Annotated in this window: 17 protein-coding genes and 1 tRNA gene; 13 read left to right on the top strand and 5 right to left on the bottom strand. The window is 57.9% G+C overall.

Annotated elements, in window-relative coordinates:
- The first annotated feature begins 38 nt into the window (after nt 1-38).
- Both KVQ82_RS11180 and KVQ82_RS11185 read left to right on the top strand, forming a co-directional pair.
- Nucleotides 39-115 (top strand) — tRNA-Val (locus tag KVQ82_RS11180).
- A 504-nt stretch (nt 116-619) separates the two neighbouring features.
- Complete coding sequence (locus tag KVQ82_RS11185) at nt 620-1,075, top strand: DUF2214 family protein (protein WP_222018869.1); 456 nt, start codon at nt 620-622, stop codon at nt 1,073-1,075.
- Nucleotides 1,076-1,298: 223 nt separating this feature from the next.
- Here KVQ82_RS11185 and csrA read toward each other — a convergent pair whose 3' ends face one another.
- Complete coding sequence (gene csrA, locus KVQ82_RS11190) at nt 1,299-1,493, bottom strand: carbon storage regulator CsrA (RefSeq protein ID WP_003179932.1); 195 nt, start codon at nt 1,491-1,493, stop codon at nt 1,299-1,301.
- A 250-nt stretch (nt 1,494-1,743) separates the two neighbouring features.
- On the opposite strand from csrA, the gene KVQ82_RS11195 reads away from it, so the two are divergent.
- Nucleotides 1,744-2,112, top strand: coding sequence for a penicillin-binding protein activator LpoB (locus KVQ82_RS11195; RefSeq protein ID WP_108184417.1), 369 nt, complete (start codon nt 1,744-1,746; stop codon nt 2,110-2,112).
- Between the two features lie 86 nt (nt 2,113-2,198).
- Nucleotides 2,199-3,110 carry a siderophore-interacting protein gene (locus KVQ82_RS11200; RefSeq protein ID WP_222018870.1) on the top strand — a complete coding sequence of 304 codons (912 nt, stop codon included), beginning with the start codon at nt 2,199-2,201 and terminating at the stop codon, nt 3,108-3,110.
- 55 nt (nt 3,111-3,165) lie between these two features.
- Here KVQ82_RS11200 and KVQ82_RS11205 read toward each other — a convergent pair whose 3' ends face one another.
- The 3 genes from KVQ82_RS11205 to KVQ82_RS11215 form a co-directional block, all read right to left on the bottom strand.
- The gene (locus KVQ82_RS11205) at nt 3,166-3,855 is read right to left on the bottom strand and encodes an endonuclease (RefSeq protein WP_041066103.1); all 690 of its coding nucleotides are present in this window, start codon (nt 3,853-3,855) and stop codon (nt 3,166-3,168) included.
- A 4-nt stretch (nt 3,856-3,859) separates the two neighbouring features.
- Nucleotides 3,860-4,150, bottom strand: a complete 291-nt coding sequence (locus tag KVQ82_RS11210) for a DUF1654 domain-containing protein (protein WP_222018871.1) — start codon at nt 4,148-4,150, stop codon at nt 3,860-3,862.
- A gap of 178 nt (nt 4,151-4,328) precedes the next feature.
- Entirely contained in the window at nt 4,329-5,417 is a 1,089-nt protein-coding gene (locus tag KVQ82_RS11215) for an asparaginase (RefSeq protein ID WP_027611548.1), read from the bottom strand.
- Nucleotides 5,418-5,766: 349 nt separating this feature from the next.
- Here KVQ82_RS11215 and KVQ82_RS11220 point away from each other — a divergent pair, with 349 nt between their 5' ends.
- The 8 genes from KVQ82_RS11220 to KVQ82_RS11255 all read left to right on the top strand — a co-directional run bounded on the left by KVQ82_RS11220 (nt 5,767) and on the right by KVQ82_RS11255 (nt 13,405).
- The gene (locus tag KVQ82_RS11220; RefSeq protein WP_222018872.1) at nt 5,767-6,222 is read left to right on the top strand and encodes a hypothetical protein; all 456 of its coding nucleotides are present in this window, start codon (nt 5,767-5,769) and stop codon (nt 6,220-6,222) included.
- Between the two features lie 202 nt (nt 6,223-6,424).
- Nucleotides 6,425-7,381 carry a sugar ABC transporter substrate-binding protein gene (locus KVQ82_RS11225; RefSeq protein WP_041066111.1) on the top strand — a complete coding sequence of 319 codons (957 nt, stop codon included), beginning with the start codon at nt 6,425-6,427 and terminating at the stop codon, nt 7,379-7,381.
- Nucleotides 7,382-7,437: 56 nt separating this feature from the next.
- Complete coding sequence (locus KVQ82_RS11230; RefSeq protein ID WP_222018873.1) at nt 7,438-8,991, top strand: sugar ABC transporter ATP-binding protein; 1,554 nt, start codon at nt 7,438-7,440, stop codon at nt 8,989-8,991.
- Nucleotides 8,988-9,965 (top strand): ABC transporter permease, encoded by a 978-nt coding sequence (locus tag KVQ82_RS11235; protein ID WP_041066117.1) that lies wholly within the window; start codon nt 8,988-8,990, stop codon nt 9,963-9,965. Before KVQ82_RS11230 ends, KVQ82_RS11235 begins: the two co-directional genes overlap by 4 nt.
- Before the next feature lie 3 nt (nt 9,966-9,968).
- Complete coding sequence (locus KVQ82_RS11240; RefSeq protein WP_222018874.1) at nt 9,969-10,988, top strand: LacI family DNA-binding transcriptional regulator; 1,020 nt, start codon at nt 9,969-9,971, stop codon at nt 10,986-10,988.
- 24 nt (nt 10,989-11,012) lie between these two features.
- Entirely contained in the window at nt 11,013-11,930 is a 918-nt protein-coding gene (rbsK, locus tag KVQ82_RS11245; protein ID WP_222018875.1) for a ribokinase, read from the top strand.
- Nucleotides 11,927-12,331, top strand: coding sequence for a D-ribose pyranase (rbsD, locus tag KVQ82_RS11250; protein WP_108183221.1), 405 nt, complete (start codon nt 11,927-11,929; stop codon nt 12,329-12,331). The genes rbsK and rbsD overlap by 4 nt, the downstream gene beginning before the upstream one ends.
- A 45-nt stretch (nt 12,332-12,376) precedes the next feature.
- Nucleotides 12,377-13,405, top strand: a complete 1,029-nt coding sequence (locus KVQ82_RS11255; RefSeq protein ID WP_108183220.1) for a nucleoside hydrolase — start codon at nt 12,377-12,379, stop codon at nt 13,403-13,405.
- A gap of 33 nt (nt 13,406-13,438) precedes the next feature.
- On the opposite strand, the gene KVQ82_RS11260 is transcribed toward KVQ82_RS11255, so the two are convergent.
- Nucleotides 13,439-13,651 carry a hypothetical protein gene (locus tag KVQ82_RS11260; protein ID WP_086793391.1) on the bottom strand — a complete coding sequence of 71 codons (213 nt, stop codon included), beginning with the start codon at nt 13,649-13,651 and terminating at the stop codon, nt 13,439-13,441.
- A 132-nt stretch (nt 13,652-13,783) separates the two neighbouring features.
- Here KVQ82_RS11260 and KVQ82_RS11265 point away from each other — a divergent pair, with 132 nt between their 5' ends.
- On the top strand, nt 13,784-14,089 hold the full coding sequence (locus tag KVQ82_RS11265) for a hypothetical protein (RefSeq protein WP_041066130.1): 306 nt from the start codon (nt 13,784-13,786) through the stop codon (nt 14,087-14,089).
- Nucleotides 14,090-14,137: the final 48 nt, after the last annotated feature.

The raw sequence follows: 14,137 nt of genomic DNA on the forward strand, positions 1-14,137 counted from the left end.
ACACCCCTCCGGAATTCCGTAGAATGCCGCCTCACAGCAGGCACGTAGCTCAGTTGGTTAGAGCACCACCTTGACATGGTGGGGGTCGTTGGTTCGAGTCCAATCGCGCCTACCAAACAAAATCCGCTCTGCTGGGCGGTCTGGAAGGGCTCACCGAAAGGTGGGCCCTTTTTTGTTGTCTGTGATTTGTCAAAGCCTTGCTCCAGGCGATCGCCTCAATCCTTCCGATTTTTCGTTACCCTGACCGCTTAGCGTGTTTCGAAATAACACGACCTGCTGATATGGCGTTCTGTGCTTTTTTTGGATCCGTCTAAAAAGTGTGGATACTGAAGGGCTTACCGTTATTTTTAACCGGCCGGTGATCAAAAAAATGTTGTTGCTGATCGTGAACTTCAGTAACATCTGCCCCGCGTTCACCACCACGGTTTATGCATTTTTAAATCCCAAGCTTCCATCAGCTGCTTGGGATTTTTTTTGCCTGCGATTTGGCCAATCCCGTTCTCTGTCCCCTTGCTTCCTGCGCGAAGCTTTCCAGTCCCACTGCTGTGTGCGGGCGAAACCGGTTTTTTTCGACTACTACTGACTGGCGTTTTCCACGGCTTTCTCAAGAGGTTCGTCGATGCTGGTTCATTGGTTTCTCGCCGCTATTCATCTCTTGGCTTTTGCACTGGGCTTCTGGGCCGTGTTGACCCGTGGCACGGCGTTCAGTCGTTTGGCGACTGGCGTCAGTGAAGCAAAGCGGGTTTTGCTTGCCGATAATCTGTGGGGCATTGCTGCGCTGGTGCTGCTAGTGACTGGCGGCATGCGCGCCTTTGGCGGCTTTGAAAAAGGCACTGACTACTATCTGCACCAGCCGCTGTTTCATTTGAAGATGACGTTGTTCGTGCTGCTTCTGTTGATTGAGCTGGCGCCGATGATCACGCTGGTCAAATGGCGGATCGCATTGGCGCGAGGCAAGGCGTTCGATACCGCGCGTGCAAAGCTGTATGCACGGATCAGTCACGTCGAGGCGCTGTTGTTGGTATTGATGGTGATTGCAGCCACCGGCATGGCGCGCGGCGTGACGTTCGGCTAACAAGGAGCAATTCCCTGTGTGCTCTCGGAAATGTCTGACAGCCAGGCTGTGCAGTCGCAGGTAGTATCGCGCTGCAGGGGAGGAGGGAAGCGAAGGAAATAGAGCGATGGGATGTGTCAGGCGCCGTGCCCAGTGGGCTGGGGAGCGGATGGCAATACGGCGCGTGTATCTCTAGCCAGTCATTACGCAAAGCAAACGAACTGGCTACTGACTGCAATGCGGTTCAGGGCGTTTGTGGCTTGTCCGGGGCGGTCAGGCCGGCCTGAATGCGCTGATAGATTTCTTCACGGTGTACGGCAACATTTTTCGGAGCATTGATGCCGATACGGACTTGCTGACCGCTTACGCCGAGGATGGTGATCGTAATGTCATCACCAATATTTATGCTTTCACCGACTTTGCGGGTGAGTATCAGCATGGTCTTCTCCTTGATTGCTTTGTAGGGCACCTGATTCAGACAGTGCAGAGGTCGGTGGTACGTATAGATTAGTGCGAAGTCTCACGGTTTGGGTGCCTCTTTCTGACGCGCAGATGCGGCATTAATTCCCAGGGCGTAACTATACAGAGGCTGCAATCATCAATCTCGTTGTTTTGTGCCCATTTTGCGGGCCTCGCGAAGTATTTATGAATGTTAAGATCGCCGCTTTGTGATTTTCGAGGAAAGCGTTGTGCGCAAATTGGTCTGGATGGTCGCGGCACTGGCATTGGCAGGGTGTGGTGAAGGCAAGAGTGTAGACGTGCAGAAGCCGAAAACGACAGTCGCAGCCGCGCCTGTGGCGGCATCTTCTGCGCAGTGGGACCTCGAAGTGCGCGGCGAAACACCTCAGGCTGTCAGCGACCTGAGTGGCTGGTTGATCGAGCATGCGTTCGTGCCGACCGTGATCAAGGACAGCAGCGGCAAGACGCGGATCCTGATTGGCCCGTTCAACTCCCAGGCCGACGCGCAAGCTCGCAAGGTCGAGGTGGATGCAGCATTGGTGAAGGCCAAGAAGCAGAACGTCGAATCGGTGATCGTCGAGCATCCGCTCGCACCGTAAGCCGCACTTTCAGCGGAGCGGCCTAAAGGACATCGCAGTCGACTCGTCTTATACGAGTCAATCACGATTTCTCGAAGGAGCTCCGCATGGCCTCCGCCGCTCCCTATAAGCTTTTCAATGCGGTTTTGCGCCGCAAGACGCTGGTGAGTCCGCACATGATGCGGATCACGCTCGCCGACCCTTCAATAGGTGGCATGGCCACTTGGGCGCCGGATCAGCGCGTCAAACTGTTCTTCCCTGCTGAAGATGGATCACCTGCGAGCCTTGCGCAGGAGGAGGGCTGGTACGCGCGTTTTCGTTCAATGCTGGCGAGCCGTCGACCGGCAATGCGCACGTACACCATTCGTCATTTACGCGCTGATCAGGGCGAGGTCGACATCGATTTTGTCCTGCATGGCGAGACCGGTCCCGCGTCGCGCTGGGCGCTGCGTGCGCAGCCGGGAGCGTCGATGCAGATTCTTGCTCCCGGCAGCGGTTTTTCCGCGCAGGACGCCGGAGGGTTCGAATGGAAACCGCCGCAGCTGCTCAAACAGGTTTTGCTGGTGGCCGATGCCACGGCATTGCCGGCGGCGATGGGTATTCTTGAAGAATTGTCCGCCATGGCTGAGCCGCCCCAGACTCAGGCGTACTTTGAAGTCGACAGTCTGCCAGACATGCTCTCGGTGCCAGACTGGCCCGGGCTGACGGTGCAGTGGCTGGTTCGCGATCAGGGGCCAGAAGCAGTGGCTGGCGCGCTGATGGTCGAGGCGGTGCAGCAGGCGTTCTTGCCTGCAGAGGATTCATCGGTCGGGCAAGCCGCCGAACTCGCCGAAGTCGATATCGACAAAGACATTCTCTGGGAGATCGCCAACACGGCCCCCGAAGGTTTTTATGGCTGGATTGCCGGCGAAAGTGCTGCGGTCATGCGTCTGCGCAAATACCTGATCAAGGAATGCGGTATCCCCCGTGAGTCACTCAATCTGATGGGCTACTGGCGCTACAACAAGGCTGGCAGTTAGGCACAAAAAAGGCCTCGAACATCACGTTCGAGGCCTTTTCCTTTGAGCTGGAGGGTCAGCCGCAGGCTTTCAGGTTCACCGGGCCGACGAATTCATTGCCGTGTCCCATGACGCACGCCACGCTCTGATTACGCTGGCGTTCCCAGTCTTGCACCGGGTACGTCTTGTCCCAGGCTTCGTAAAGCTGCCGATCCTGTTTCGACAGGCGCAAGCCGTACTGCTTGCTCATGTAGAAATAGGTGCGCGCGATCATGCCGCGAATCGACGGGCGAGGCATGACCTTCTTGGCCTTGAAGTCGACTTGAGTCAGGCACGAGCCATACTGACCGGATTGCACCGGCAGCCAGCCATAACTGAAATTGCTGCGATCACCGTTGACCTCGCCAATGCTCGGTACCAGGTTGTGCAGGTCGGCTTCGGCTTTCTGATAACTCGGGTCGTAGCGTGTGCAGTTCTTGCGCCCGCCCGACTGCCAGCATTGACGCTGGTGACCGAATTCCCACGCCGGGACAATGTGCTCCCATTCGATGCGCGAAGCGCGCTTGGCATTTTTGCGTGGCACATAACCGCAAGCCTTCAAGTCCACCTTGTTGCCAGTGTATTTGCATCCGCAGTAAAACTCGGTGGACTGCGGTGCATACAGCTTCCAGGCGGCTTTCTTGGCCTCGGTAAAGGTGCGGGGAGCGCCAGCCTGGGCGCCAAAAGCGATGAACAGCAACAGTAATGCAAAACAGCGGACACTCATTGAATCAATCTTCCTTCGGCACAACCCAAAAAATCTGCACGCCGCCATCGTCGCGATAGGCGAGTGTGACGTTGTCGTTCTCGTCGATTTCCTCGAGCAGTTGCTCCCATGCATCCACAGGCTCGTCCGGCAGACGGAAGATCAAGGCGGCTTTGGCTTTTTGTGCGTTAGGGGAATTGATGATTTTTTGAACGCGCATACCCATGCGTTCGTAAGCGTCAGGAGCATCAGGGGAGGTGGCCACGAGGTTATCCTTATTAAGCTGTACGTGCATACAGTATTTAACTGTAAGCATTTTCGCAACTGCTTAAAATTCAAGAAAATCCTCTGACAGCGCTTTTGCGATTTTGGTGTAAGCCGGGTCGATTATTTTGTGCGAAAAAGTCGCGCGCAGCGTAAGTGGCAGCACCACCCGCCGCGCGGGCGAGTGGTGAGCAGGTTGCCCGATCCGGAAAGGCTCAGGCGAGGGCCAATCAATATTCCCAGAACATCCGTTGCAGCTCTTTGCTGTCGTTGGTTTTGGTCAGGGCGACCATGGCCAGGATCCGAGCTTTTTGCGGGTTCAGGTCGTGAGCGACGACCCAATCGTATTTGTCGTCAGGTTGTTCGGCGTTACGCAGAACGAAACCACCGGCGTTCACGTGGGACGAGCGGATGATCTGCACGCCGTCTTTACGCAAGGCTTGCAGGCTCGGCACTACGCGCGAAGAAACAGAACCATTACCGGTACCGGCATGGATGATGGCTTTGGCGCCGGCCTGGGCCAGTGCTTTGTAGGCGGTGTCATCAACGTTGCCGTAGGAATAGGCGATTTCTACGTCAGGCAGGCTCTTGATGTTCTTGATGTCGAATTCCGAATCCATGGTGTGGCGCTTGGCTGGCAAGCGGAACCAATAGGATTTGCCTTCGACCACCATGCCCAGCGGACCCCAAGGGCTTTTGAACGCCTCGGTCTTGATATTGATCATTTTGCTGACGTCCCGACCGGACTGGATCTCGTCATTCATGGTCACCAGCACGCCTTTGCCGTGCGCTTCTTTGCTGCTGGCGACGGCGACGGCGTTGTACAGGTTGAGCATGCCGTCCGCCGACATGGCGGTGCCCGGACGCATCGAGCCGACGACGATGATCGGCTTGTCGGTCTTCTCTACCAGGTTGAGGAAGTAGGCGGTTTCTTCCAGGGTGTCGGTGCCGTGGGTGATGACGATGCCATCGACGTCTTTGCTGTCGGCCAGTTCCGATACGCGGCGACCCAGTTGCAGCAGGTTGTCGTTGGTGATGCTTTCCGAGGCGATCTGCATGACTTGTTCGCCACGCACGTTTGCCAGTTTGCTCAACTCGGGGATGCCGGCAATCAGTTGTTCAATGCCAACCTTGGCCGCCTGGTAAGTGGCGCTGTTGGCTGCGCTGGCGCCGGCACCGGCAATGGTGCCGCCAGTGGCAAGTACCACGACGTTGGCGAGTTTGGTCTGGGTTTCGACTTCTTTTGCCTGAAGGGCGGTTGGCAGGAGCAGGAGGAGGGCCAAAGCGCCCGGTACCAAGGTGTTGAAAGCAGATTTCATTATTTTTCTCTCTAGTAGTGAGACGGTGCTGATGCAGGTTCATCTAGATGCGCCCCGAGCCGATCTGAATGCTCGGGGTGCAGGCTAGGGAGCAGGATCCGTACCAGCGCTACTTTGCTTCAGAGAGATGTTTAACTTCATGATTTGCATCATGTTTTTGTGGGATGGCCAATGGTTGGGCCGATCACCTGTCCGGGTTTCCGAATATTGGGGCCTTTCATGTTCGGTTCACCGAAAAGGACTACAGGCCTTGGTGAACGAAACGGCTTGCCGGTTTCGGCTTTTCTGCTAAAGAAACCCGTCAGCAGGCCGATGGGTGTTAAAGGAAACGATTATTTAGGGAGTTCACATGTCACTGACGATCGGTTTTTCACATCCCGGCGCAGTCACCATCGGCGGTAAAACCGCAGCGACAATCAATGCAATGAACCAGGCGGAAGCAGACGCATCCGAAGAGGCGCTGGGCGTTGAAAATGAGCAAAGCAACCAGGTCAGAACCGGTGGGCCTGCGCAAGAAACCAGCCAGGCGAGTAATGCTGACAGCGGCGATAGCCTGAGCATCACCGTCAAAATGCTGCTCAAGCGGATGCAGGAATTGCAGAAGCAACTGCAAGAACAGCAACAGCAATTGGCGGCGGCGCAGGCGGCAAGTTATCCGACGCCCGAGGCCAAGTCACAGGCGGTCATGTCCGTTCAGGGCCAGATCGCGCAAACCAGCGGCGCGCTGATGGAAGTCGCGGCGGCACTGGTCAAGGAAATGTCCAAGGATTCAACCAGCGGCAACCTGGTCAGCACCACGGCTTAAGCAGGGAAGGGCGAATCGGACGATTCGCCCTGCAATAAATCGATGATTTCTGATTGTTGACAAATGTCAGCGGGATTCGCATAGTTCGGTCTACGCAAACGTTTGCGCGGCTTCCCCGGTGCACTATTGGCCGGAAGTAGAGCGCTGAAGCTTACGCCAGCGCGAGCGTTGCTCACAATAATCATAAGATCGGAGTGAACCCATGAAGCTGCCATTCGCTGGACGTCTTCTTGCTGTCGCTATGCTGGCTGCTGCAGCCGCCGCACTACCTGTCTCTTCGGCCTTCGCCGAGTCCCCGGAAAAACCCAAAGTCGCATTGGTCATGAAATCCCTGGCCAACGAATTCTTCCTGACCATGGAAGATGGCGCCAAGGCTTACCAGAAAGAACACTCCGCTGATTTCGACCTGATCTCCAACGGCATAAAGGACGAGACCGATACCGCCGGCCAGACCCGCATCGTCGAGCAGATGATTCTGGCCAAGGTCAACGCGCTGGTCATCGCACCGTCCGATTCCAAGGCCATGGTGCCGGTGATCAAGAAAGCCGTCGATGCCGGCATCACCGTGATCAACATCGACAACCAGCTCGATCCGCAAATCGTCAAAAGCAAAAATATCAGTGTGCCATTCGTAGGGCCGGACAACCGCAAGGGTGCGCGTCTGGTCGGTGAGTACCTGGCCAAGCAACTGAAGGCCGGTGACGAAGTCGGCATCATCGAAGGTGTGTCCACCACCACCAACGCCCAGCAGCGCACCGCCGGCTTCAAGGATGCGATGGATGCGGCGCAGATCAAGGTGGTCTCGTTGCAATCGGGCGACTGGGAAATCGACAAGGGCAACAAGGTTGCAGCTTCGATTCTCAGCGAATACCCGGATGTGAAAGCGCTGCTGGCGGGTAATGACAGCATGGCTGTCGGCGCTGTTTCCGCTGTGCGCGCTGCCGGCAAGGCGGGCAAGGTACAAGTGGTCGGTTACGACAATATCAACGCGATCAAGCCGATGCTCAAGGACGGTCGCGTGCTGGCGACGGCCGATCAGTTCGCTGCCAAGCAGGCTGTGTTCGGTATTGAGACCGCGCTGAAAATCCTCAAGGGCGAAAAAGTCGACAGCGGCGCCAATGGCGTGATCGAAACGCCAGTCGAGCTGGTCACCCAGTAAGTCTTCCGGCGACACAACGGCGCTCGTCCGTCCGGACGAGCGCATGGAGAGTTTTTATGTCAGTTTCCGCCCCGAACGCTGTCCTCTCGGTCAGCGGTATCGGTAAGACCTATGCGCAGCCGGTGCTCACGGGCATCGACTTGACGCTGATGCGCGGTGAAGTGCTGGCGCTGACCGGTGAGAATGGTGCCGGTAAAAGCACGCTGTCGAAGATCATTGGTGGTCTGGTTACGCCGACCACAGGCCAGATGCAGTTCCAGGGCAAAGACTACCGCCCCGGCAGCCGTACCCAGGCTGAAGAGCTGGGCGTGCGCATGGTCATGCAAGAACTCAATCTGCTGCCGACGCTGTCGGTGGCGGAAAACCTGTTTCTCGACAACCTGCCCAGCAACGGCGGCTGGATCAGTCGCAAGCAATTGCGCAAGGCCGCCATCGAAGCCATGGCGCAGGTCGGTCTCGATGCGATTGATCCGGACACTCTGGTCGGCGAGTTGGGTATCGGGCATCAGCAGATGGTCGAGATTGCGCGCAACCTGATCGGCGATTGTCATGTGCTGATTCTTGATGAGCCGACGGCCATGCTCACTGCCCGTGAAGTGGAAATGCTCTTTGAGCAGATCACCCGTTTGCAGGCGCGTGGCGTTGCGATCATCTATATCTCCCACCGCCTGGAAGAGCTGGCGCGCGTCGCGCAACGCATTGCTGTGCTGCGGGACGGCAATCTGGTCTGTGTCGAACCGATGGCCAACTATAACAGTGAGCAGTTGGTGACCTTGATGGTCGGCCGTGAGCTGGGCGAACACATTGACATGGGCCCGCGCAAGATTGGCGCGCCAGCCCTGACGGTCAAGGGCCTGACCCGCTCCGACAAGGTGCGCGATGTTTCCTTTGAAGTGCGTGCTGGCGAGATTTTCGGGATTTCCGGGCTGATCGGAGCCGGACGCACTGAATTGCTAAGGCTGATCTTCGGTGCCGACCTGGCCGACAGTGGCACGATCGCGCTGGGTTCGCCGGCGCAGGAGGTCAGTGTGCGTTCGCCGGTTGATGCAGTGAAACACGGTATCGCCCTGATCACCGAAGACCGCAAGGGCGAAGGCCTGCTGCTCAGTCAGTCGATCAGCGCCAACATTGCTTTGGGCAACATGCCGGAAATTTCCCGGGCCGGGGTCGTCAATAACAGCAACGAAATTTCCTTGGCGCAGCGTCAGATCAACGCCATGCGCATCCGCAGTTCGAGCCCGACCCAATTGGTTTCCGAGCTGTCTGGCGGCAATCAGCAGAAGGTCGTGATCGGGCGCTGGCTGGAGCGTGATTGCTCGGTGCTGTTGTTCGACGAGCCGACTCGCGGCATTGATGTGGGTGCCAAGTTCGATATCTATGCCTTGCTGGGCGAGTTGACGCGTCAGGGCAAGGCGCTGGTGGTGGTATCCAGTGACCTGCGCGAGCTGATGCTGATCTGCGACCGGATCGGTGTTCTGTCGGCAGGGCGTTTGATCGATACCTTCGAGCGCGACAGCTGGACCCAGGATGATTTGCTTGCTGCCGCGTTCGCCGGCTACCAAAAACGTGATGCGCAGCTCAATGAAGCGGCGCCTAGGGAACTCCCATGAAAACTGCATCTTCTGCCGGCAAACGTGGTGGCAATTTCTACGGTCTTGGCACCTATCTGGGCCTGGCGGGTGCCTTGTTGGCGATGGTGGCGTTGTTCTCGGTCATGAGCAGCCACTTTCTGTCCTATGACACCTTCAGCACGCTGGCCAACCAGATCCCCGATCTGATGGTGCTGGCGGTGGGCATGACCTTCGTGCTGATCATCGGCGGCATCGACCTGTCGGTCGGTTCGGTGCTGGCGCTTGCCGCCTCGACAGTCAGCGTAGCGATTCTCGGCTGGGGCTGGAGCGTGTTGCCGTCCGCTCTGCTTGGAATGGCGGTGGCTGCACTGGCGGGTACGGTGACCGGTTCGATCACTGTGGCGTGGCGTATTCCGTCATTCATCGTTTCGCTCGGTGTGCTGGAAATGGCCCGTGGCCTGGCGTATCAGATGACCGGTTCGCGCACCGCCTACATCGGTGATTCGTTTGCCTGGCTGTCGAACCCGATCGCCTTCGGTATCTCGCCGTCGTTCATCATTGCCTTGCTGGTGATCTTCATTGCGCAAGCGGTGTTGACCCGCACCGTGTTCGGTCGCTACCTGATCGGCATCGGCACCAACGAAGAAGCGGTGCGTCTGGCCGGGATCAATCCAAAACCGTACAAGATTCTGGTGTTCAGCCTGATGGGGCTGCTCGCGGGCATCGCCGCGCTGTTCCAGATTTCCCGTCTGGAAGCGGCGGATCCGAATGCCGGCTCCGGCCTCGAACTGCAAGTGATCGCTGCGGTGGTCATTGGTGGCACCAGTCTGATGGGGGGGCGTGGTTCGGTGATCAGCACCTTCTTCGGCGTGTTGATCATTTCGGTGCTCGCCGCCGGTCTGGCGCAGATCGGTGCGACCGAGCCGACCAAGCGCATCATCACCGGTGCGGTGATCGTCATTGCGGTGGTACTCGATACTTATCGCAGTCAACGCGCCAGTCGACGGGGCTAAGTCATGGCAACGATCAAGGATGTGGCGGCGCTCGCGGGGATTTCCTACACCACGGTTTCTCACGTGGTGAACAAGACACGCCCGGTCAGCCAGGAAGTGCGGTTGAAGGTCGAGGCGGCCATCAAAAGCCTCGATTACGTGCCAAGTGCCGTGGCGCGTTCACTGAAAGCCAAGACCACTGCGACCATTGGCTTATTGGTGCCCAACAGCCTCAACCCGTATTTTGCCGAGTTGGCTCGGGGTATCGAGGATTATTGCGAGCGTAACGGCTATTGCGTGATCCTTTGCAACTCTGACGATAACCCGGAAAAACAGCGCAGCTATTTGCGGGTGCTGCTGGAGAAGCGCATTGACGGCCTGATTGTCGCCTCCGCCGGTGGCGACATCGGGCTCGCGCAAGGGCTGGCCGGGGTGAAAACGCCGATGGTCATCGTCGACCGTGGACTGGATGGCGTGGACGCCGATCTGGTGCGCATCGACCATGAATATGGCGCTTATCTGGCGACGCGGCACCTGCTGGAGCTGGGCCATCGTGACATCGCCACCATCGGTGGTCCGTCGAGTACCAGCGTGGCGCAAATGCGTCAGGCCGGTTTTTGTCGGGCGCTGCAGGAGGCGGGCATCACCGTGCGGCCCGAACGCATGCTGGAAAGCGATTTCACCAGTACCGGTGGCTACAACGCGGCGGCGATCCTGCTCGAAGGCAACCCGCCGAGCGCGATCTTCGCCGGAAACGACATGATCGGTATCGGTGTGCTGCGTGCGGCGGCCGAGCGCAATGTGCGCGTGCCAAGCGAGCTGTCGGTGATCGGCTTCGACGATATCCAGATGAGCCGTTATGTGTACCCGGCGCTGACCACCGTTGGTCAGTCGATCCTGCAGTTGGGCGAGATGGCTGCCGAAGTGCTGCTGCGAAGGATTGCTACCCCGAGTCTGGTCACCGATCAACGAATCGTGACCCCGAGTATTGTCTTGCGCGAATCGACTGCACCGCTGTCAGGCGTGTTCACCGAGTACCGCTGAAATCGAATTGACGAGTAGTGATGTATGCCAGCAAATGTAGTGGTAATAGGTAGCCTGAACATGGATCTGGTCACCCGGGCGCCACGGCTGCCAAAGGGTGGTGAAACGCTGATCGGTCATTCCTTTGCCACCGTTTCCGGCGGCAAGGGCGCCAATCAGGCAGTCGCTGCTGCGCGCCTGGGTGCGCAGGTGGCGATGGTCGGCTGTGTTGGCAACGATGACTACGGCGTGCAATTGCGCGACGCATTGCTGGCCGAGCAGATCGATTGTCAGGCGGTGAGCACGGTTGCCGACTCCAGTGGCGTGGCGCTGATTGTGGTCGATGACAACAGTCAGAACGCCATCGTGATCGTCGCTGGCGCCAACGGTGCAATGACCCCGGCGGTGATTGACCGTTTTGATGCGGTGCTGCAAGCGGCCGACGTGATTATCTGCCAGCTGGAGATCCCGGATGCAACAGTGGAGCATGCGCTCAAGCGAGCGCGTGAGCTGGGCAAAACCGTGATTTTAAACCCGGCGCCGGCCAGTCGTCCGTTGCCGGCAGACTGGTTTACCGCCATCGATTACCTGATTCCCAACGAAAGCGAAGCCGCTGCGTTGAGCGGGTTGCCAGTCGATTCGCTGGAGGCCGCAGAAAGCGCTGCCAGCCAGTTGATCGCCATGGGCGCGGGCAAGGTCATCATTACCCTCGGTGCGCAAGGTTCGCTATTTGCCAATGGCAAAGGTTTCGAGCATTTCCCGGCGCCCAAGGTGAAGGCGGTCGATACCACCGCCGCGGGCGATACCTTTGTTGGTGGTTTTGCCGCAGCGCTCGCCAGTGGCAAATCCGAGGCTGAGGCGATCCGTTACGGGCAAGTCGCTGCAGCGTTATCTGTGACCCGGGCCGGCGCACAGCCTTCCATTCCCACCATGTCCGACGTACAGGCGTTCAAACCCGCATGAAAAAGACTCCTTTGCTCAACGTCGCGTTGTCGCGGCTGATCGCATCCCTGGGCCATGGCGACATGGTAGTGATCGGTGACGCCGGACTGCCGGTTCCTCCTGGCGTTGAATTGATCGATTTGGCGCTGACCCACGGCGTTCCGGATTTCGTCAGTACCCTGAAAGTCGTGCTCAGCGAGATGCAGGTGGAAAGCCATGTGCTGGCCAACGAAATCCTCGACAAGCAGCCGACCGCCATGGTTGTGCTGGACGAGTTGCAAGAAGAGGGCGCCCTCGGTCGGCGCGATCTGCTGACTCATGAGCAATTCAAGGTTCTTAGCCGACAGGCACGGGCGATTGTTCGTACAGGCGAATGTCAGCCGTACTGCAACATCGTGCTGGTGGCCGGAGTAACGTTCTAATAGGGTTTTCGCCCTTTTCATTTTCATCAGCACAAGGAATGCGCCATGCACCGCTATGCTCAAAAACTCCATCAATTGCTTCGGAGTCTGCTGCTTTTGTCTTTTATTTCCGCCACCAGCGCTCAGGCTGCTGAAAAGATCGACCTGATCATCGACACCGATCCGGGTGCCGACGACGTGGTCGCCTTGCTGTTCGCCCTGGCTTCGCCGGATGAACTGAACATTCGCGCACTGACCACCGTGGCCGGCAACGTACGCCTCGACAAAACGTCGCGCAACGCGCGCCTGGCTCGCGAGTGGGCAGGGCGCGAGGATGTTCCGGTTTACGCCGGTGCGCCGAAGCCGCTGATGCGTACGCCAATTTACGCCGAGAACATCCATGGCAAGGAAGGCCTGTCGGGTGTCACCGTACATGAGCCGAAAAAAGGCCTGGCCGAAGGCAATGCGGTCAACTACCTGATTGATACCCTGAAAAAAGCCAAGCCGCACAGCATCACCATCGCCATGCTTGGCCCGCAGACCAACCTGGCGCTGGCGCTGATCCAGGAGCCGGAGATCGTTAACGGTATCAAGGAAGTGGTGATCATGGGCGGCGCGCACTTCAATGGCGGCAACATCACCCCGGTGGCCGAATTCAACTTGTTTGCCGACCCGCAAGCGGCAGAAGTGGTACTCAAGAGCGGTGTAAAACTGACCTATCTGCCGCTGGACGTGACCCACAAGATCCTCACCAGCGACGCCCGCCTGAAGCAGATTGCCGCGCTCAACAACAATGCGAGCAAGATTGTCGGCGACATCCTCAACGAGTACATCAAGGGCGACATGGAGCACTACGGCATCCCGGGTGGCCCGGTGCATGACGCTACCGTCATTGCTTACCTGCTCAAGCCGGAGCTATTCACTGGTCGCTCGGTGAACGTGGCCATCGACAGCCGTGAGGGGATCACGTTCGGTCAGACCGTGGTCGACTGGTACGACGGTCTGAAACAGCCGAAAAACGCATTTTGGGTCGAGAATGGCGATGCCCAAGGTTTCTTCGATCTGCTGACTGAGCGTCTGAAGCGCTTGAAGTAAGGCCAGGACCCGCAGGTGCAAGCCTGCGGGTTTTTAATCCCTCTCCGTGTCCTGCGTGCTCTTGTCGTCATGCTGGTACCGCTCGAACACTTGAGCGATAAACGTTTGTGCGCCTTGGGTTCCCATCGTCTTGACCAGCAGATCGATGCTGATCAGCGCCAGCTCCTCCGAACTGCCAGGGCTATACGAACTGTGTCCCTTCGGCCACAAAACCTTGATGTCAGCGGAGATGCTTACGGTGCTCATGAGTGCGCTCGAAAAGTCGGGAATGTCTGAGCGCGAGTTAACCACTTTGTCGGGCGTTTGGCACTGCGACTTAGGCATGGGCGCGACGCTATGCGACACTTGGTCTTTTCCGGCTGAACCAAGGAATGTGCTGTGCAGATCGATTTGAATTCCCCCGACGGCCTCACACTCGACGCTGTGCGCCAGTTGCTCGCGTCGGCCAGCGATGATGTGCATACGCAGCTGCGTGTGACCAAGGGTGGGATTGCCTATATTTCTTCCGGTGTGACCGGCGGGCAGGATATTGATGGCCTGCTCTTTCGCCTGGAGACCTGGGCCAAGGGTTCGGGGTATGTCGGCAACGTCGCGGCCAGCGATGAAGTCTGGGTGATGCAGATTTTCAATGCGCTGAAAGACAACTGGCCGAATCCGCCGCTCGACTACATCGACGTCTATTGAGCTTCGTTAATATTCGGTGACGATTGTGTGAGGATGCGCTGCACGCTC

The sequence above is a fragment of the Pseudomonas sp. AO-1 genome (assembly GCF_019775695.1).
Classification (GTDB): domain Bacteria; phylum Pseudomonadota; class Gammaproteobacteria; order Pseudomonadales; family Pseudomonadaceae; genus Aquipseudomonas; species Aquipseudomonas parakoreensis.